Below are 17,614 nucleotides of genomic sequence, written 5' to 3' on the forward strand. Positions count from 1 at the left end.
TTCCAATCAATCGGGGACGGTCAGTCGACGAGGACGCCGACCACTTGCGCGAGGGAGTCGGTCGAGCCGACGTTCCCCGCGAAGACGATGTAGGGGATGCCGAGCGCCGGGCCGTCCTCGGGCTGCCACAGCGACACGATGCCCGGGAGCATCGGTCCGATGACGCGGGCGCGTCGGATGCGGAGCGCTTCGGAGGCGGTGTCGCTGGAGGTGATGCCGCCCTTGGCGATGACGAAGCGCGGCGGGGCGAGTTCGAGGACGCGGGCGACGAGTTCGACGACGCCGCTGGAGACCTGGCGGGCGATGGCGAGGCTTTCGTCGCCGTCGCGGCCGGTCACGAGTTCGCGGGTGGTGTGGACGATGACGGTGCCGCCCGCGAGGGCCCCGGCGACGGCGGCCGCCTGGGCGTCGAGGTGGGCGTCGCGGCGGTCGTCGATGAGGCGGTGCACGTCGAGTTCGACGGTCGCGGTGTCCGGGCGGGCCTCGCGGAGCGCGGCGAGCTGGGCGGTGGTGAGCGGGACGTGGCTGCCGACGACGACGAGGCCGCCGCGTTCGTTGGCGAACTCGATGCGGTCGGGGGTGACGGGAGCGGCGATGTCCTGTCCGATGTGTGCGCGCACGTAGGGCGGACCGACGCGCAGGAGTGCCTGCACCCCTTCGCGTTCGAGGCGGTGGAGGGCGACGGCGAGGACGCGCATGTCGGTCTCGTCCACGGCGTCGACGGCGACGATCGTGCCTTCGCTCAGGGCCCGAAGGAAATCGGCGACGGCCTCGGCGCCTGCGCGGATGATGTCCACGGTCAGGGCCGCGACGTCGGCGGCGGAGACGCGCCCCCCGGTCTTCTCGGCGACCCATTCACGCAGGTCGGAGGAACGGAACCCGAAGGTGGCGTCCTGGGCGAAGGGGGTGTCGCCGACGGGGGTGGCTTCCCCGTCGACGACCCAGTAGTGGACGCCGCGCACGGTGATGCGCCCGGCGTCGGGGAAGGCGGGGACGAGGAGGGTGAAGGCGGGCGCGGCGCCGCCGTGGGCCTCGATCGCTTCGGTGAGGACGTCGGTCTCGAGCGGGAAGTGCCCGCGCAGAGTCGAGTCGGAGCGGGAGACGAAGGTGAGGCGCTTGCCGGCGCGTCCGGCCGCGGCCAGCGCGGCGGCGGCGACCTCGCGGTTCCGCTGCTCGGCGGTGTCCGGGTCGAGCGAGCGGGTGTTGGTGAGGACGTAGACGGCGTTGGCGCCGGTCGCGAAGGCCCAGTCGAGGTCGGCGGGGTCCCAGCGGGTGAGGACGGGGAGCCCGGCCACGGACTGGGTGCCGGTGGGGTCGTCGTCGAGGACCACGAGGACGGAGGCCCGGTCGTGGACGGCGCGCACGTCGGCGGCGGTGACCGCGGCGGGTGCCGGTACGGAGGCGAGCAGCGTCTCGACGTCCACGTGAACTCCTTCGTTCGCTCTCGGGCTCGAAGCCGAGGTATCAGATATCAGATATCTTGCCTCGCATTTTCGTCCTCGTCAAGTCCAAGCGAACGAAAGGGGTCTTCTAGCGGCGCGAATGCACGTATTCGAGCAGGTCACCGCGGGTCTGGTCCATATGGCTGGCCATGGCGTCGCGGGCGGCGAGGCGGTCGCCGGAGGCGAGGGCGGCGACGATCGCGGTGTGCTCGGCGATGGCGTGCTCGCGGATCTCGGGCACGGCGCTGGTCTCGCTGCGGGTCTCGGCGAGCAGCGTGGTCAGCGGCAGGAGGGCCGCCACCAGGATGCGGTTGTCGGCGGCGTGGAGGATCACGTCGTGGAATTCGAGGTCGGCGGCCACGAACGCGGCCACATCGGTCCTCGCGTGGGCGGCCTTCATGCGCTCGATGAGCTCGCGCATCGCGTCGAGGTGGGCTTCGGTGCGCCGTTCGGCCGCGAGCTGGGCGGCGCCGGTCTCGATCATCATCCGCACTTCGAGCAGTTCGAGCGACGACCGCTCCCGCTCCCCCGCGCTGCGGGCGTGCCGCACGACCGCTTCGAGCCCGGTCCACTGCGCGACCGGGGCCACTCGGTGACGGCGGCCGGGCACCTGCACGATGACGCCCTGGGCCTGGAGCAGCCGCACGGCCTCGCGCAGGGTGAGCCGCGAGACGTGCAGGTCCTCCGCGAGCACCCCTTCCGGCGGCAGCGGCTCGCCAGGTCGCAACTTGCCGTCGATGATGGCGTCGAGGACCTGTTCGACCACCTCTTGCGTCCGTGACGCACGCGCCATCGGTCCCCCTTCCGGTAAATGGTTCGAGCGTAAGGCAATTGGCGTTCCAGGGTGGAACGAGGTCGCAACCGGAGTGGCCGGGCCGTCACCTGCCCGGTGGACCGGGACCGCGCGGCGCGGCTGCGCGCGCCGTGGTGCGAACCCGGATCGCGAAGTGCGGCTCGGGTACGCCGGGCACTCCGCTGTGGATCGGCTCGGCGGCTTCCGGCCGATCGGCGCGCGCATGATCATCTCAGGAGCCTCAGTAGTATTGCGCCGTGAGAATCCTTTCAGTACTCGGTGCCGCAATCGTGCTCGCTCTCGCCGGCTGTGGTGCCGTCGCTGATGCGGTCGGCGGGACCCGGGACTACTGGGGGCGGACCGCGGTCGAGTCGGTGGCTTGGGAGGAGCCGCCGGAGGACGTCGACGCCGAGGGTCGCCGCTTCGACGAGCCGGATTCGGAGCCACTCGAAGCGGGCTCGCCGTTCGAAGTGCTCTGCGTGCTCCATGCCGGCGAGACGGACTACTACCAGACCAGGACCACCGTTCCGGGCGCCTGGTCCGAAGAGGTCCGGGAATCGTGGGTCTACGCCGAGGGCGTGCAGGTGAAGCCCGAGGGCACGGACGAGGCGCTCGGCGAGGCGGGCGAAGTCCCCGGCGACATCGCCGAGTGCGACGTGGACGCCCCGGAGACGGTGTCCGAACCGGTGGCGCCCGACGTGCACCACCAGGCCTATGTCGTGCACTACGAGGAATGGCTGTACTTCTCGGTTCCCGACACCACCTTCAACGGTCGCAGCAACGGCGACTACCCGGCCGTGAAGCTGCCGCAGCGGGCCGAGATCGACGTCCACTGCGTGAAGACCACCATGAACGTCGTCGAAGAGCCGCCCAGCACCTCCTACAACGAGGACGTGCCCTATTACCTCGTGACGCAAGGCGAGCACACGGGCTACGTCGAACCGCTGTGGGTGTACTTCGCCGACGACCCCGACGAGGTCCCTGCCGAACTCGACTACGACGCCGGCACGGGCACCGTCGCCGACCACGGGAACGTGCCCGATCTTCAGGAGTGCCCGGCGGATTAGGCGAGGCCGAGGTCCTTTCGCGGGTTGCCGACCATCGTCGCGGGGTCGACGATGCGGTCGAAGTCGGTGGCGCTCACGCCAAGCGCGAGGGCGGCTTCCCGCAGGGTCGAGCCCTCCTCGTCGGCCTTGTGGGCGATCGCGGTGGCCTTGTCGTAGCCGATGTGCGGGCTCAGCGCCGTCACGAGCATCAGCGAGCGGTCCACGTGCTCGCTGATCTTCGCGCGGTCGAGCTGCGTCCCTTCGACACTGAAGTCCTTGAGCTTCTCGGCGGCGTCACCGAGGATGCGGGCCGAGTGCAGCACGTTCGCGATCACCACGGGGCGCATCGTGTTGAGCTCGAAGTGCCCTTGCGCGCCGGCCGCGGCGACGATCGAGTCCTCGCCGATCACCTGCAGGCACACCATCAGCGTGGCCTCCTGCTGGGTCGGGTTCACCTTGCCCGGCATGATCGACGACCCCGGCTCGTTGGCGGGCAGTCGCAGTTCGGCGAGCCCCGCGCGCGGGCCCGAAGCGAGCCAGCGCATGTCGTTGGCCACCTTCATGAGTGCGACCGCGACGCCGCGCAGGCCCGCGCTCACCGCGACCATGCCGTCCAGTGAGGCCTGTGCCGCGAACTTGTTCGGGGCGGTCACCAGCGGCAGCCCGGTGAGTTCGGCGAGCTCGGCCGCGATCGCCTCGCCGAAGTGCTCCGGGGCGTTGATGCCCGTGCCGACCGCTGTGCCCCCGGCGGCGAGGCCGCAGATGCTCGACAGCGAGTCTTCAAGGCGCACACGGGCGTCGCGCAGCTGCGCGGCCCAGCCGGACCATTCCTGGCCCACCGTGAGCGGGGTCGCGTCCTGGAGGTGGGTACGGCCGATCTTGACCACGTCGACCCACTGCTCGGCCTTGAACCGGATCGCCGACGTCAAGGCGTCGAGCTGCGGCAGCGTGCGGTCGCGCAGCGCCAGCAGGGTCGCGAGGTGCATCGCCGTGGGGAAGCTGTCGTTCGAGGACTGGCTCAGGTTCACGTGGTCGTTCGGGTGCACCGGGGTCTTCGTGCCGATCCCGCCGCCGAGGAGCTGGTTGGCGCGGTTGGCGATGACCTCGTTGACGTTCATGTTCGTCTGCGTGCCCGAACCGGTCTGCCACACCGAGAGCGGGAACTCCGCGTCGAGGTCGCCGGAGACGACCTCGCCCGCCGCGACGACGATCGCCTCGGCCAGCAGCGGGTCGAGCAGGCCGTGCGCGGCGTTCACGACGGCCGCGGCCTCCTTCACCCTCCCGAACGCCCGGTGGACCGCGGTGGGCATCCGGTCCTCGCCGATCGCGAAGTGGTGCAGGGACCGCTGCGTCTGCGCGCCCCAGTAGTGCTCGGCCGGGACCTCGATCGCGCCCATCGAGTCGGTCTCGATCCGCGTCCCGGTCGCGCCGGTGCCCACCGGCAGGGTGCGGATCCGGTACTGCTCGTTCGCCATCGGTAAGGCCTCCCGCGCTCGATGCCGTTTCGCCCCAGGATTCCACGATTCCGGCGGGACCGCTAAGACTCCGCGTTCGGTGGACGCTGCGGCACCTGAGGACCATGCTTGGCGGGAGGGAGAAGGAGGCAGGAACGTGGACGTGACCGATGCGCCGGACCGGGCCCGCTACGAGGCGCACCGGGACGGGGAGCTGATCGGCTTCTCCGACTATGTGCGCCGCGAGGGGATCGTCACCTTCACCCATCTCGAGGTGTTCCCCGAGGCCCGCGGCTCGGGCGCGGCCGCGGTGCTGACGCGGGACTCGCTGGACGACGTGCGGAGGCGGGGCGAGCGGGTGCGGCCGCTGTGCCCCTACTACGCGCGCTGGATCGAGCGGCACCCCGAGTACCGGGACCTGGTCGTCGAGGGCCGCTCGCTCAAGCATCCCTAGCCGGTGTGCGGGAGGCGCTTCGCGGGGATCACGCCGAGGCGCCCGGCCTGGTAGTCCTCGAAGGCCTGCAGCAGTTCGGCGCGGGTGTTCATGACGAACGGCCCGTAGTGCGCCACCGGTTCGCGGATCGGCTGCCCGCCGAGCACGTAGAGGTCGAGCTTCGGCGTGCGCGAGTCCTGGCGCGGCGAGGCACCCACCCGGATGGCGTCGCCGGGTCCGAACACGGCCGTCTGTCCCATCTGGAACGGGCGCCGGTCGGCGCCGACGGTGCCCGCCCCGGCGAGGGCGTAGACGATCGCGTTGTACTCCGGGTGCCACGGCAGGTCCACTTGCGCGCCGGGCTCGACGGTGAGGTGCGCCAAGGTGATCGGCGTGTGCGTGGAGCCGGGTCCGGTGTGCCCGGCGATGTCGCCGGCGATGATGCGGATCAGAGAGCCGCCGTCGGGCGTGGTGACGAGCGCGGCTTCGCCGCCGCGGATGTCCTGGTATCGCGGGGCCGTGAACTTCCGGGCGCGCGGCAGGTTGACCCAGAGCTGGGTGGCGTGCACGACCCCGCCGCTCATGACGAAGCTCTCGGGCGGCATCTCGTTGTGGAGGATGCCGGCCCCGGCGGTCATCCACTGGGTGTCGCCGTCGGTGATGCGCCCGCCGCCGCCGTTGGAGTCCTCGTGCTCGATGACCCCGTCCATGACGTAGCTGACGGTCTCGAATCCGCGGTGCGGGTGCCAGGGCGCGCCGGTGGGCTCGCCCGGTGCGAGGTCGACCTCGCCCATGTGGTCGAAGTGGACGAACGGGTCGAGTTCGTGCATCGGGATGCCCGCGAAGCCGCGGCGGACCTGGAAACCCTCGCCTTCCATGCCGAGCGGCGCGGTGACGAGCCGCTTGACCTCGCGGAAGCGGGTCTGGGCCGGGTCCGGGAGCGGCAGCCGGGGCAGAACGAGGACGTCTTCGACGGTGACGGCGGGCATGGTGATGCCTCTGCTTCCTTCACGGCGCACCGGCGCGGAGGTGCCGCGACCGTACATGATGCGTCATGTTCTTCATCGCGAACTGTAGCTCGTGATAGATGATGTGTCAATAATCGAGTAGGATGAAGCCATCATGAACGACGAGACCCAGTGGCTCAGCCCGCGCGAACAGCACTCCTGGCGCGCCTTCATCCGGCTGAACCAGAAGCTCACCGCCCGCCTCGGCAGCGAACTCCAGACGCAGTCGAAACTCTCCGGCGCCGACTTCGCGATCCTCGTGGCCCTCACCGACGACTCATCGGGGCGCCTGCGCTTCCAGGAGCTCGCCAAGGCCATCGACTTCGAGCAGAGCCGCCTCTCGCACCAGATCGCCCGCATGACCAAACGCGGCCTCGTCGCCCGCGAAGAGTGCGCCGAAGACGGCCGCGGCGCCTTCGTCACCATCACCGACCAGGGCCGCGAGACCATCGAGGCCGCCGCACCCAAGCACGTGGCCGCCGTCCGCCGCCTCGTGCTCGACGCCATCTCCCCCGAGGACCTCGACGCCCTCGGCGACATCGCCGGGCGCATCCTCAAGCACCTCGAGGAGACCGTGCCCTAGCGCGTCAGCTCTCCGGGTCGTACAAGAGCTCCCGCACTTCCTGCGAGCAACGGCAGGCGGCGGCGATCGCAGCCGCCCACCTGTGAGCCTCCTCGCGCGAGGCGACCTCGATGATCGAGAACCCGCCGACGAACGGCTTGGCCTCGGGTGCGAGACCTTCGGTCACCGTGCCGTCAGTCGCGACGACGGTCGCGCGCTGGGTGAGCATGCCCGCGCCGAATATCCACACCCCTGCCTCCTTGGCGTCGGCGACCACCTTGCGTGAGGCCGCCGAGACCTCCGGCATCTCCTCCTCGGGGATGGAGGCCATCGCACCGTCGTCGAACGAGATCAGAAACCGCTTCATCGCGTCACTCCCTGCTCATGCGCCCTCATCCGTGACGGCGCCGATCCTGACCCAATGCTACGAGCGACCCCCGACATCGACCGGCGTTCAGGCGGAAGCGAGTTGGAACCTCACGCCCGTCAACTCCTCCGAGACCGTCCACAGTCGCGAAGCCGTCTCGAGGTCCTTCGCCGCCGGGACCGTGTCGACCACGACCGGCGCGCCCTTGCGCTCCTTCTTGCCGGCAGGGCCGTAGTACTCCCCGCCCTGCGCCTTCGGGTCGGTGGCGGCACGCAGCTGCGGCAGCGCGCCGTCCGCCTGCGACTGGGTGACGAACGGCATGATGAGGTTCGAGACCAGCCGCACCGGCGCGTTCATGCCGTTCGCGACGAGCCGGGTCGCGGAGAAACCCGGGTGCGCCAGCAAGCTGCGAACCGGGCTCCCGACCGCCCGCAGCCGCCGGTCGAGTTCGAGGCCGAACACGGCGTTGGCGAACTTCGACTGCCCATAGAACGCGATCGCGCTGTAGCGCTTCTCGCCGTCGAGGTCCTCGAAGTGAATGCGCCCGTGCCCGTGCGCGAGCGAGGAAACGGTGACCACGCGCGGGTCGCGGCCCGCTTCGAGCAGACCCAGGAGCCGCCCGGTGAGCGCGAAGTGCCCGAGGTGGTTCGTGGCGAACTGGCGCTCGTGGCCCTGCGGGCTCAGCGAACGCGGCGGCGCCATCACGCCGGCGTTGTTGATGAGGAGGTCGAGGCGGCCCCGGTCGGCGATCAGTCCTTCCGCGAATGCGGCCACGGAGTCGAGGTCTTCGAGGTCGAGCGTGCGCACCTCCAGGCTCGCGTGCGGGCGGTCGGCGCGGATCTCGTCGGCCGCCTTGCGGCCCTTCGCCTCCGAACGAGCCGTCATGATCACGTGTGCGCCGCGCCCGGCCAGCGCGCGGGCGGTCTCGATGCCGAGGCCGCTGTTGGCGCCGGTGACGACGGCGGTGCGGCCGGTCTGATCGGGGATGTCCGCGGCGGTCCACTGCCTGCTGCCCATCGCTTGCCTCCTGTCGGTTTCGCCCCGGGCGGCGGCCCGGTCGCGAGATAAGCTGAACTTGAGTTCACCTTCATCATGAATCATGATTCAGGTTAATGCAAGTCGCGTGGCGCTCGTCACGTGCCGCGATGCCATACGATGCGGATCCGAATGAGAGGAGACGGGATGAGCGCGGAACGCCCACTGCGCGCCGACGCCGCGCGCAACCGCTCCAAGATCCTCGATGCCGCCGACCGGCAGATCGTGGCGCACGGCCCCGAGGTCCGCATGGAGTCCATCGCCGAGGAGGCAGGGGTCGCGGTCGGCACCCTCTACCGCCACTTCCCCACCAAGGACGCCTTGGTCGCGGCGGTCGTCGAGTCCCACGTCGAGCGGATCATGAGCGAGGTCGAGGCCACGGCCGACCGCATGGAGGCCGGCGCCGACGCGCTCGAGGAGTTCCGGCACTTCTTCTTGAGCACCGTCGAGCTCGCCGCCAGCGACAAGGCCGCCAAGGCGGCCGCGCGGGCGCTCGGCGCGCAGCTCGACATCGAACGCCCGATTGAGCGCGGCATCGCCGCGATGGAGCGGATCATCAAGGCCGGCAAGCAGTCCGGGCACCTGCGGGCGGATCTGTCCGTGGACGACTTCTATCTGCTGTTCGCCACCGTCCCGGTCGAGCAGCCCCCGAAGGCCCGCGAGCGCTGGATGGAGCTGGTGCTCAACGGCATCGCCGCCGTTTCGGTGACGAGGGCGAGCGAGACCGGTTGACCGAGGCAGAATGCCTCGATGTCGATATATATTCCTTTAGTGCCCGGTGAACGTCAGGGCGAACTCGACCGCCAGCCATCCGGCGAACACGAGCAGGATCATGCCCGAGACCCGGTCGAACCAGACTCGTCGTTCCTTGGTCATGAAGCGACGCAGGGCATGCGCGGCGGTCGCGAGCACCAGGAACCAGGTCCAGGAGGCGAACACCGCGCCGACCGCGAACGGCAGTCGCGTGCCCACGGCCTGGGCGGTGATGGCGGCGCCGAGGACGCCCACGGTGTCGAGGATGGCGTGCGGGTTGAGCAGCGAGACGGCCATGGTCCGGCGCAGCACCTGGCCGCGCGACCGGACGCCGGTCTCGTCGTCGAGCTCGGTCGGCTTGGCGCGCAGGGATTTCACGCCGAGATAGGTCAGGAAGAGGGCGCCCGCGACGAGCATCGCCGGGCGCAGGCCCGGCACCGAGTGCAGCAGCGCCGAGGTCCCGGCCGCGCCGAGCACGATCAGGATGGTGTCGCATACGCCCGCGCCGACGACCGCCCACAGGGCTCTCGGCATCCCGAGCGAGACGCCCTGCCCGAACACGAACACGTTCTGCGCCCCGATCGGCACGATCAGCGCGAGGCCGAGGGCGAGCCCGGTGAAGAACGCGGCGGTCACCGCGCCATGGTAGCCGCCGCGCCGCCGGCGGGCCCAGGTCGTCAGTTGCGGCGCTGCTCGATCCTGTCGCGGCCCGCCTCGGCGAGGCCGCGAGAGGCGAGCCAGCCGCCGAAGCCCATGGTGGCGAGGCCGATGCCCACACCGAGTGCCGCGGCGATGTTCTGCTCCTCGCGCTGTTCCTCGGCGGACTCGTACTCCACGCCGATCGCCTCGCCGTTCCGGACGACCATGCAGACCCGGGTCTCGGTCGTCTCGCAGACGGTCGCGTTCGAGCGGATCACGAGCACCAGGATCATGGTCGCGAGGCCGACGAGGAGGAACGCCAGCCCGATCCCGGCCAGGCCCGCCCCCGAGCGGCGCGCCCCCCGTTCGATCGGGGTCGTCTCCGGTACCGCGCTGAGCTTCACGAGCAGGTCGCCGCGCCGCTCCGGATGCTCTTTCGACGGGAAGCCGTGACCGCGCAACCGTACGACCGAGCCCTCGCCGCTGCCCGGCGGGATCGCCAGTTCCCGGTCGTCGTCGAGCGTCTCGACGTTGACGACACCACCGCCCGCGAGGATCTTCGCGGGAACGTCGAGGGAGGTGTGCAGATCCTCGCCGTCGCGTTCGAACACCGCGTGCGGGAGCTCCCGGACGGTGACGGCGAGCGTCCCGGGGATCCCTTTCGCCTTCAGCTGCAGCACTTCCCCGTCGTCGAGGGGCCCGGGGAAGGTGATCGTGGAGCGACGGAGTTCGATGATGGTGCCGGCGCCGTCGCAGAACGCGCAGGTCTCTCCGTCGTCGCGGCCGGCCCCTTCGCAGTTGACGCAGTCGATCGGGGCTTCGTACGACACGGTCCGCTCGCAGCCGAAGGCCGACTCCTCGAGCGTCAGATCGGTCTCGAACGAACGGGAGGTGAGCGGGATATCGGCCATGATCGTCCTATCCAGCTGGGCGGAGGGCAACGACCACAACCGTATTCGATCGCGTCTCGGATCGGAAGGCCCGAGCCGCGAGCGTCCCGTGTGGGCGGCCGCCGAAGTCGCGGACCTCTTATATGCTCGCTTGACTGGTATTCCTCTGGAGGCGACCGTGGACTTCATCAGCTCGCACGAGGGGCTTCGCGCGATCTACAGGACGCCGGACTCGACGGACATCGCGGTCCGAAAGGAACTGGAGCGGCTGGACGGGCACTGCCGATCCTTCATCGCGCGGAGCCCGTTCGTGCTGATCGGCTCTTCTGACGGCGAAGGCAACGCCGACGTGACGCCGAAGGGCGACCGGCCGGGCTTCGCTCTGGTGTTGGACGACCGCACGATCGCCATTCCGGACCGACCCGGCAACAATCGGCTCGACACCCTCGAGAACGTCGTCGTGAACCCGGCGGTCGGCCTGCTGTTCGTCGTCCCCGGCATGAACGAGACGCTGCGCGTGAGCGGCGAGGCGCGGGTGACCGTCGACGCCGATCTGCGCGAACGCACGGCGGTAGAGGGAAAGCCCGCGATCAGCGTGCTCGTCGTCGAGGTGAAGTCCGCCTACATGCACTGCGCCAAGGCGTTCATGCGTTCCAAGCTGTGGAAGACCGAGTCGTGGCCCGATCGCGCCGCCCTGCCTACGCTCGGCCGGATCCTCCGCGATCAGCTCGCCGTGGACGGCACGGCGGAGCAGACCGACCGCGGTCTTGACAAGGCCTACAGGGAGACCCTCTGGTAGCAGAACGGCGGTCTACTCGTCGGCGTCGAGGGCGGCTGCCGTGTTGAAGCGGCCGGGTTCGCCCGCGAGGCGCTGCACGGTGTCGAGCCAGACCGCGCCGTGGACGCGGAGCCACCAGGAGAGCGCCTCGTCCGCGTTGCCGCTGAGGCAGTCCGCCGCGCGGTTCACGACCGATTCGATGAGGTCGAGCCGCAGCGACTGGTCGAGTCCGAAGCCGTCGAGGTCGGCGGCGAAGAGGTACTGGAAGTGCCGGGGTTCCTCGCGAGCGTATGCGGCGTAGTCCCGTTCGAGGCCGTTCGCGTTGCGGGCGTTGGTGAGTGCCGCCAGGAGGTCGTCGCCGCAGGAACGGTAGACCTCGGCGAGGAGGCGCTTGCGGTTCCCGAAGTGGCTGTATACGCACATGGTCGAGCGGCCCGCGGCCTCGACGAGGCGGCGCACCGAGAGGTCGCCGGTGCCTTCGCGACTGATCAGCGTGCGTCCACCGAGGACCAGCTGCTCGGCGACGGTCGGGGACGTCATGGGCGGCTCCACATTCGATAACGGTTCGGCACCCGCGCTTGACAGGGCTTCTCCGTCAGCATAACAATCGTTATTGATATAACAAGCGTTATTCCCTCGCTTTGGAGGCCTTCCGTGACCGCACCCCTCGCCCGCCTCGAACTGCGCCTCGCCGCCCTCGCCGGATGGCTCAGCGCCGCGATCATCCTCGTCAACACCGCCAAACGGGCCGAGATCCTGCCGACCACCGCGATCACGCAGCTTCTCGCCCCGCTCGCGCAGATCTTCGCGATCGGCTTCATCATCGGGCTCTACTTCGCCTGCCGCAGTGGCAGCAGCGGCCTGCTCACCATCGGGTTCATCGCCAGCCTCGCGTCGATCGCGGCGCTCGTGGGCGTCGAGTTCGTGATCAACCTCGTGTTCGCCTACCTCGAACCGGCCCAAGTGGACGCACTGCGCGCCGGACCGCTCGGGACCGCGCTCACCGTCGCCTCGATCCTGTTCATCCTCGCCGCGGTCGTCTACGCGGCCGGACTCTGGCGCTCCGGTGCGCCGCGCCTCCCGCTGGCGCTGTACGCCGCCGCGACGTTCCCGATCGGCCTGCGCGCCTTCGTCCCCGAAGTCGCCCTCCAGCTCGCGCTCGTGGTCCTCGCCGCGGCCGTCGTCTGGCTCTCGGTGACGCTCTGGCGGCGCACCACCGAGCCCGCGGCCGCTTGAGCAAAGGCGTGCCTCCCGATCCGGGAAGCACGCCTTTCGCTAGCGCCCCAGCAAGTCCCGCAGGGCCTTCGCGACCATCGCCGGATCTTCTTCGGCCATGAAGTGCCCGGCGTCGGTGAGCCGGTGGTCGAGGTCCGGAGCCCACGCCCGCCACACGGCCGCCGCGTCGTAGCCGAGAGCCGCGCCCCAGTCCTGCTGCACCACGGTGACGGGCATCCGCAGCAGGTTCCCGTTCGCACGGTCGGCCCGGTCGTGCTCGACGTCGATGCCCGCCGAAGCGCGGTAATCCGCCACGATCGACACGACCGCGGCACGGGAGGCCCGCAGGTACTCCTCGCGCACCGGGCCCGGGATCGCCCCGCGGTCCTTCGTCCAGACATCGAGGAAGAACCCGAAGAACTCGTCCGCGCTCGCGGCGATCATCCGCTCGGGCAGCCCGGGCGGCTGGGCCATCAAGTAGAGGTGGAACGCCACCGCCGCGTCCGCCCCGTGCAGGACCTCCCACATGTCCAGGGTCGGCACCACGTCGAGGATCGCGAGGTGCGAGACCGCCTCCGGATGGTCGAGACCCGCACGGACCGCCACCAGCGCGCCCCGGTCGTGCCCGGCCAGCGCGAACCGCTCATGCCCGAGCCGCGCGGCGAGCCGGACGATGTCGGCGGCCATGGTGCGCTTCGAGTAGGTCTCGCGCCCGGCTTCGGCGGGCTTGGAGCTGGCGCCGTAGCCGCGCAGGTCGGGGACGATCACGGTGTGGTCGGCCGCGAGGTCGGCGGCCACATGCCGCCACATCAGGTGGGTCTGCGGGAAGCCGTGGAGCAGCACGATCGGGCTGCCTTCGCCGCCGACGGCCGTGTTGAGCGAGACGCCGTCGTCGACGCTGATCCGCTGGTAGTCGAAGCCCGGTGTCGAAAGGTCCATGGTCGCTCCTTCTGGTTCGGTGGTTGCTCCGAGTCTGCGAGTCGCCGATGAGCGTTGGATGAGCGCGATAGTTTACGAGCGGATGGAGGTGCCCTTGCGCGTGCGAATCGGTGTGCTCGGCCCGGTCCTGGCCTGGAACGAGGCGGGGTCGGAGCTGGATCTCAGGGGACCCCGGCACCGGGCGGTGCTCGCGCGGCTGGTGGCCGCGCACGGACGGGTCGTACCGGTGGACCGGCTCGTGGACGACCTCTGGGCCGAGCCGCCGGCAGGCGCGGTGGGCGCGGTGCGAACGTTCGTCGCGGCGCTGCGGCGCGCGATGGAACCGGATCGGCGACCGCGTACGCCCGCGCGGCTGCTGGTGACCGAAGGGCCGGGGTACGCGTTGCGGGTGGAGCCGGAGGCGGTGGACGCGTGGCGGTTCGAGGCTGCCGCCGCCGAAGCTGCGGGCGCGCCGGCGCATCGCGCGTTCGAACTGCTCGATGCGGCCCTTGCCGAATGGCGCGGCCCGGCCTATGCGGATTTCGATGAGGCCTGGGCCGGAACGGAACGCGCCCGGCTGGACCAGTTGCGGCTGGGCGTGATCGAGCGGCGGTCGGATGCGCTGCTGGGACTCGGCCGGCCGGCCGAGGCGGTGCCGGATCTGGACGCGTTGGTGGCGGAGCATCCGTGGCGCGAGGAGGCATGGCGGTTGCTGGCGCTCGCGCTGTACCGCACCGGCCGGCAGGCGGACGCGCTCGCGGTCCTGCGGCGGGCCAGGGCCCTGCTCGATGAGCGGCACGGTGTCGAGCCGAACGTGCGCCTGCGTCGGTTGGAGACCGACCTGCTCCGCCAGACCGACCCCGGTGGTGAAGGGGCCGAACAGGTCTGGGCCGCGACCGCGGCGGCGTACGACCAGACGGTGGGTCCGCAGTCCCCCGCGCGCCTCGAGTCCACCGTCGGTCTGCTCCGCAGCCTGGCGTACACGGGCGGCACCGGCCTCGATACGGCGCAGGAGCAGCGGGCCGCCACGGTCGCGGCCGCCGAGCGCTTGGACGACCCGGAACTCGCGGCGCGGGTCATCGGCGGTTACGACGTGCCCGCGATCTGGACGCGTTCCGACGATCCCGCCCGGTCCGCGAGGATCGTGGCCGCCGCCGAACGTGCGTTGGCACGCTTGGGTCCCGGCGCACACGAAGTCGACCGGGCCCGCCTGCTGTCGGTCGTCGCGGTCGAATCGCGGGGTGTGCCGGGACCGCGCCCGGCGGAAGCGGCGGCCGAGGCGGAGCGGCTGGCTCGGGGTCTGGGCGATCCCGCGCTGCTGGCGTTCGCCCTCAACGGCGTCTTCATGCAGACCTTCAGCCGGACCGGTCTAGCGCTGGAACGCGACGCGATCGGAGCCGAGCTGGTCGCCCTCGCCGCTCGGCATCGCCTGCCCGCGTATGCGATCCTGGGGCACCTCATCCGGCTCCAGGCGCGGAGTGCGCTGGTGGACTTCGACGGCGCGGACGAGCACGCCGCGGCGGCGGATCGGCTCTCCGAACAGCACGAGCGGCCGCTCACCCGGGTCTTCACCGACTGGTACCGGGCGATGCGGGTTGCAGCCCACGACGCGCTGTTCGAGGAGGCCGAGGCCGCCTACGGGGTTGCGGCTGCCCGACTCGACGGAGCCGGAATGCCTGGGGTGCAACGGGGTCTGCTGCCGCTCGCGCTGCTGTGCCTGCGGTTGCAGCACGGTCGACCCCTGCGTTTCGCGGACGACACCGATTGGGGCCCTTACGAGGTCTGGGCGCAGCCGCTCCTTCTGCTGGATCGAGGCCGACGGGAAGAGGCCGCGACGGCGCTGCGGCGGACGCCGCAGCCGCCGGGAGACCTGCTCACCGAAGCGATGTGGGTCCTCACCGGGCGGGCGGCGATCGCTCTGGGCGACAACGCGATGATGACGGCGACGCGGACTGCGCTCGCGCCGGCGTCGGGCGAGCTCGCGGGGGCGGGCAGCGGGATGCTCACGGCCGGGCCGGTGGCAGAACTGCTCGACGCGCTTGGCTGAGAGCCCGCGAGCCGAGAGCGGAAGGCGGCGAGCGGGGCCGCGACAAGGTCGGAAGCCCCGCGATCCTCGGTGTAGATACAGAGGAACAGGACAGCCGGGACCGGAGACAGGCGGTCACCGCTGGGTGTCCACCCGGCGGGCGGCAGCCGAGGGCGTCTCCTGGCAGGCCACACAGACCTGGAAAGGCTCTGCTGCACTTGGAGCGTGAAGTCGAGGCTCCGTACCGGTGGGCCTGCCCCCGCAACCTGACGCTGGAGGCATCCGAGCTCCAGGGTCTTACGGCGGCCGGTGTCGGGCTGACGATCAGATCGATGTTGGCTTCCAGCCCGTAGGCCCGGCCCGTGTAGTACTCAAGCTTGACCGGCACTCGAGCCGAGATAGGCGCAGTCGCCGTTGAAGACGGCAGCGGCCGGGACTGTCGCGGTGTCGTTCAGGGGCTGGTTCACGGCCGCGATGGTTGCAGGACGCGCGGCCTGCCGAGTCGGTTGTCCCGGTGCACGATTGGGCGCTTCCTCCCGCACCGGGCGACAGTGCCACGGTTTACCGGCAACGGGGTTGTCCTGGTAGTCGGTGAGATGTCCTGCGAGAGTGGCGGCTTCGCCGTTGGCGATGAACTCCGGGCCGGTGAACTCGTTCTTCGTCGGTGTCTGCAATGTGAGGTCCACGGTAGTGCTTGAGGGCTGCAGGACCTCGTTGCCTGCATAGTCGATCGTCAGCGGCACGCTCGCGGCAGTGCTCGCGAAGCTGGGTCCGCTTGACGCCGATCGGGTCGCTGACCTGCGCCCCTACCTCGATGCCGTGCCCGATCCCCACTCGCGGCGGGGCTGGTGGTACTCCCTGACAGCGATCCTGCTGGTCTGCGCCTGCGCGGTCGTCTCGGGCCCTCCAGTTGCGGATCGAGTTGGGAGCGCCCTCGAACACCCGGACCGCCTCGGCATCGGGCATCACTTCGCGGATCGCGGCCATCACCTGCTTCCGCAGCGCCTCCCTGCTGCGGCGGCGAGAGCCTGCGCATGTCCACCCGATGATCACCGCTCACGCCAACAACACGCGGACCTCAACCGATAAGCTTCGGCTCAATAAGATGAACATCGACCGACACGCACTACTCGAACGGGTCATCCAGGCTCACCCTCAGTTCATCATCTTCGCCCTTCTGGCTGCCAGTCCGAAAAATCTCGGACACCATGGCGTGTTCCAGATCGTCCGGCAGGACGAAGAACCCACTCCAGGTGAACAGTCGATGCTGGTAGTTGCGCTGGTAGCTGCCCGGCACCATCTCGCCGTTGCTGAGCTCGACCGCGCCGATAATGTCCTCGGGTGGCACCTCGCCTTGCGGATCCTGGGTACGCCCGTCGATCAGGTATAGGTATCCCTCTTGTTGGTCCCTGGCCTGCTTCCGGGCTCTTGGGCTCTGATAGATCTTCCTGGCGATCACCTCGTGCAGGAAGTCCGCGAAGAAACGATTCTCCAGGAAATTGCCCGGCGTGAGATCGCCTGCCTTGGCGATAGGTTCTCGCAGCACCCCGAAAATTGCCTCCGTGGGCAGACCATGCTCGAACCCCTCCGATGCTTGAGCGGGTGATAGCACATCACGCATCTTGTCGTTGATGACGACCCTGAAGATGTTGATCTCGCGGTTGAGTTGGCTGAACTTCTCTTGCCACAGGGCGGATCGGATCTCGTCCTTGACTGCAGACAAGCCCTTACTCGCAAGGATGGCCACCCGGTCCACCAGCATCGGCGAGTAGCTGCCGACATCCTTGGCCGTGACGTCCAACCAGATCGGAATCAGCCGCCTGTCCTCATTAACCGACAGCGAGAAGATGCCGTTCAATTCATGTCGCGCCCAGTTCTTGCGAAAGAAGTTCTGACTGAGCACAACGACGCCGATGTGTGCGTCGGCGATCCCACGGTCGATCGACTCGCGCAGGCTGTCCCCTGCGGTGAGGGTGAACTCGTCGTACCAAACCCGAACACCACCGCGCCGGAGTTCTTCCGCCAGGTCCCGCACGAAGCCTTCTTTGTCCTCGTAAGCGTGACTAATGAACACGTCCCATCTGGTTCTGCGCATGCGTAGTGCTCCTGATCCTCGTGACATGCCGTGGCTACTAATCCGGAACTGTGAAGTTGGGTTCTGGGTGTTGATGCGAGAATGCTTGCATGGCAAAGGGAAAGCCGCGCGCGAGTGCGGAGCTTCGGGCCAGGGCACTGGAGATGAAAGCAAGCGGGCAC

At 69.7% G+C, this 17,614-nt stretch carries 19 protein-coding genes; 7 read left to right on the plus strand and 12 right to left on the minus strand.

Going from position 1 to position 17,614, the window contains the following annotated elements; all coding sequences use genetic code 11:
* Positions 1-20 precede the first annotated feature (20 nt).
* On the minus strand, positions 21-1,424 hold the full coding sequence (locus tag JHY01_RS24805; RefSeq protein WP_205328400.1) for a four-carbon acid sugar kinase family protein: 1,404 nt from the start codon (positions 1,422-1,424) through the stop codon (positions 21-23).
* Between the two features lie 106 nt (positions 1,425-1,530).
* Positions 1,531-2,235, minus strand: coding sequence for a FadR/GntR family transcriptional regulator (locus tag JHY01_RS24810; RefSeq protein WP_205328401.1), 705 nt, complete (start codon positions 2,233-2,235; stop codon positions 1,531-1,533).
* 257 nt (positions 2,236-2,492) lie between these two features.
* On the opposite strand from JHY01_RS24810, the gene JHY01_RS24815 reads away from it, so the two are divergent.
* Positions 2,493-3,302, plus strand: coding sequence for a hypothetical protein (locus JHY01_RS24815; RefSeq protein ID WP_205328402.1), 810 nt, complete (start codon positions 2,493-2,495; stop codon positions 3,300-3,302).
* Here the strand turns inward: JHY01_RS24815 and JHY01_RS24820 are convergent.
* Positions 3,299-4,756, minus strand: a complete 1,458-nt coding sequence (locus JHY01_RS24820) for a lyase family protein (RefSeq protein ID WP_205328403.1) — start codon at positions 4,754-4,756, stop codon at positions 3,299-3,301. The genes JHY01_RS24815 and JHY01_RS24820 overlap by 4 nt on opposite strands.
* Before the next feature lie 136 nt (positions 4,757-4,892).
* Here JHY01_RS24820 and JHY01_RS24825 point away from each other — a divergent pair, with 136 nt between their 5' ends.
* The gene (locus JHY01_RS24825) at positions 4,893-5,189 is read left to right on the plus strand and encodes a GNAT family N-acetyltransferase (RefSeq protein ID WP_205328404.1); all 297 of its coding nucleotides are present in this window, start codon (positions 4,893-4,895) and stop codon (positions 5,187-5,189) included.
* On the opposite strand, the gene JHY01_RS24830 is transcribed toward JHY01_RS24825, so the two are convergent.
* Complete coding sequence (locus JHY01_RS24830) at positions 5,186-6,157, minus strand: pirin family protein (protein WP_205328405.1); 972 nt, start codon at positions 6,155-6,157, stop codon at positions 5,186-5,188. The two genes, JHY01_RS24825 and JHY01_RS24830, sit on opposite strands and share 4 nt — an antisense overlap.
* A gap of 133 nt (positions 6,158-6,290) precedes the next feature.
* Here JHY01_RS24830 and JHY01_RS24835 point away from each other — a divergent pair, with 133 nt between their 5' ends.
* Positions 6,291-6,758: a MarR family winged helix-turn-helix transcriptional regulator gene (locus tag JHY01_RS24835; protein ID WP_205328406.1), complete on the plus strand. Its 468-nt coding sequence runs from the start codon at positions 6,291-6,293 to the stop codon at positions 6,756-6,758.
* A 4-nt stretch (positions 6,759-6,762) separates the two neighbouring features.
* On the opposite strand, the gene JHY01_RS24840 is transcribed toward JHY01_RS24835, so the two are convergent.
* Complete coding sequence (locus JHY01_RS24840) at positions 6,763-7,104, minus strand: YciI family protein (protein WP_205328407.1); 342 nt, start codon at positions 7,102-7,104, stop codon at positions 6,763-6,765.
* Positions 7,105-7,191: 87 nt separating this feature from the next.
* Entirely contained in the window at positions 7,192-8,121 is a 930-nt protein-coding gene (locus JHY01_RS24845; RefSeq protein ID WP_205328408.1) for an oxidoreductase, read from the minus strand.
* Positions 8,122-8,286: 165 nt separating this feature from the next.
* On the opposite strand from JHY01_RS24845, the gene JHY01_RS24850 reads away from it, so the two are divergent.
* Complete coding sequence (locus JHY01_RS24850; RefSeq protein ID WP_205328409.1) at positions 8,287-8,871, plus strand: TetR/AcrR family transcriptional regulator; 585 nt, start codon at positions 8,287-8,289, stop codon at positions 8,869-8,871.
* Between the two features lie 36 nt (positions 8,872-8,907).
* Here the strand turns inward: JHY01_RS24850 and JHY01_RS24855 are convergent, their stop codons facing one another.
* Together JHY01_RS24855 and JHY01_RS24860 are read right to left on the minus strand one after the other, a co-directional pair.
* Complete coding sequence (locus JHY01_RS24855) at positions 8,908-9,528, minus strand: LysE family transporter (RefSeq protein WP_205328410.1); 621 nt, start codon at positions 9,526-9,528, stop codon at positions 8,908-8,910.
* 41 nt (positions 9,529-9,569) lie between these two features.
* Complete coding sequence (locus JHY01_RS24860) at positions 9,570-10,442, minus strand: J domain-containing protein (protein ID WP_205328411.1); 873 nt, start codon at positions 10,440-10,442, stop codon at positions 9,570-9,572.
* 157 nt (positions 10,443-10,599) lie between these two features.
* Between JHY01_RS24860 and JHY01_RS24865 the strand changes: the two genes are divergently transcribed.
* Positions 10,600-11,220: a pyridoxamine 5'-phosphate oxidase family protein gene (locus JHY01_RS24865; RefSeq protein ID WP_374199598.1), complete on the plus strand. Its 621-nt coding sequence runs from the start codon at positions 10,600-10,602 to the stop codon at positions 11,218-11,220.
* A gap of 12 nt (positions 11,221-11,232) precedes the next feature.
* On the opposite strand, the gene JHY01_RS24870 is transcribed toward JHY01_RS24865, so the two are convergent.
* On the minus strand, positions 11,233-11,739 hold the full coding sequence (locus tag JHY01_RS24870; protein WP_205328413.1) for a TetR/AcrR family transcriptional regulator: 507 nt from the start codon (positions 11,737-11,739) through the stop codon (positions 11,233-11,235).
* Positions 11,740-11,853: 114 nt separating this feature from the next.
* On the opposite strand from JHY01_RS24870, the gene JHY01_RS24875 reads away from it, so the two are divergent.
* Positions 11,854-12,435: a hypothetical protein gene (locus tag JHY01_RS24875; protein WP_205328414.1), complete on the plus strand. Its 582-nt coding sequence runs from the start codon at positions 11,854-11,856 to the stop codon at positions 12,433-12,435.
* A 39-nt stretch (positions 12,436-12,474) separates the two neighbouring features.
* On the opposite strand, the gene JHY01_RS24880 is transcribed toward JHY01_RS24875, so the two are convergent.
* On the minus strand, positions 12,475-13,353 hold the full coding sequence (locus JHY01_RS24880; RefSeq protein ID WP_205328415.1) for an alpha/beta fold hydrolase: 879 nt from the start codon (positions 13,351-13,353) through the stop codon (positions 12,475-12,477).
* A 94-nt stretch (positions 13,354-13,447) separates the two neighbouring features.
* Here JHY01_RS24880 and JHY01_RS24885 point away from each other — a divergent pair, with 94 nt between their 5' ends.
* A complete protein-coding gene (locus JHY01_RS24885; protein WP_374199599.1) occupies positions 13,448-15,379 on the plus strand; it encodes a BTAD domain-containing putative transcriptional regulator in 1,932 nt (643 codons plus the stop codon).
* A gap of 350 nt (positions 15,380-15,729) precedes the next feature.
* On the opposite strand, the gene JHY01_RS24890 is transcribed toward JHY01_RS24885, so the two are convergent.
* Positions 15,730-16,101: a hypothetical protein gene (locus tag JHY01_RS24890; protein WP_205328417.1), complete on the minus strand. Its 372-nt coding sequence runs from the start codon at positions 16,099-16,101 to the stop codon at positions 15,730-15,732.
* A gap of 383 nt (positions 16,102-16,484) precedes the next feature.
* On the minus strand, positions 16,485-17,453 hold the full coding sequence (locus JHY01_RS24895; RefSeq protein WP_205328418.1) for a toll/interleukin-1 receptor domain-containing protein: 969 nt from the start codon (positions 17,451-17,453) through the stop codon (positions 16,485-16,487).
* Positions 17,454-17,614: the final 161 nt, after the last annotated feature.

Origin of the sequence: Glycomyces sp. YM15, assembly GCF_016918015.1 — a bacterium.
Lineage (GTDB): Bacteria > Actinomycetota > Actinomycetes > Mycobacteriales > Micromonosporaceae > Glycomyces.

Bases quoted from the DNA above. Each gene is read 5' to 3' on its own strand.
- JHY01_RS24810 (WP_205328401.1), bottom strand. From the start codon at position 2,235: ATGGCGCGTGCGTCACGGACGCAAGAGGTGGTCGAACAGGTCCTCGAC.
- JHY01_RS24820 (WP_205328403.1), bottom strand. From the start codon at position 4,756: ATGGCGAACGAGCAGTACCGGATCCGCACCCTGCCGGTGGGCACCGGC.
- JHY01_RS24830 (WP_205328405.1), bottom strand. From the start codon at position 6,157: ATGCCCGCCGTCACCGTCGAAGACGTCCTCGTTCTGCCCCGGCTGCCG.
- JHY01_RS24835 (WP_205328406.1), top strand. From the start codon at position 6,291: ATGAACGACGAGACCCAGTGGCTCAGCCCGCGCGAACAGCACTCCTGG.
- JHY01_RS24840 (WP_205328407.1), bottom strand. From the start codon at position 7,104: ATGAAGCGGTTTCTGATCTCGTTCGACGACGGTGCGATGGCCTCCATC.
- JHY01_RS24845 (WP_205328408.1), bottom strand. From the start codon at position 8,121: ATGGGCAGCAGGCAGTGGACCGCCGCGGACATCCCCGATCAGACCGGC.
- JHY01_RS24850 (WP_205328409.1), top strand. From the start codon at position 8,287: ATGAGCGCGGAACGCCCACTGCGCGCCGACGCCGCGCGCAACCGCTCC.
- JHY01_RS24860 (WP_205328411.1), bottom strand. From the start codon at position 10,442: ATGGCCGATATCCCGCTCACCTCCCGTTCGTTCGAGACCGATCTGACG.
- JHY01_RS24870 (WP_205328413.1), bottom strand. From the start codon at position 11,739: ATGACGTCCCCGACCGTCGCCGAGCAGCTGGTCCTCGGTGGACGCACG.
- JHY01_RS24880 (WP_205328415.1), bottom strand. From the start codon at position 13,353: ATGGACCTTTCGACACCGGGCTTCGACTACCAGCGGATCAGCGTCGAC.
- JHY01_RS24895 (WP_205328418.1), bottom strand. From the start codon at position 17,453: ATGCGCAGAACCAGATGGGACGTGTTCATTAGTCACGCTTACGAGGAC.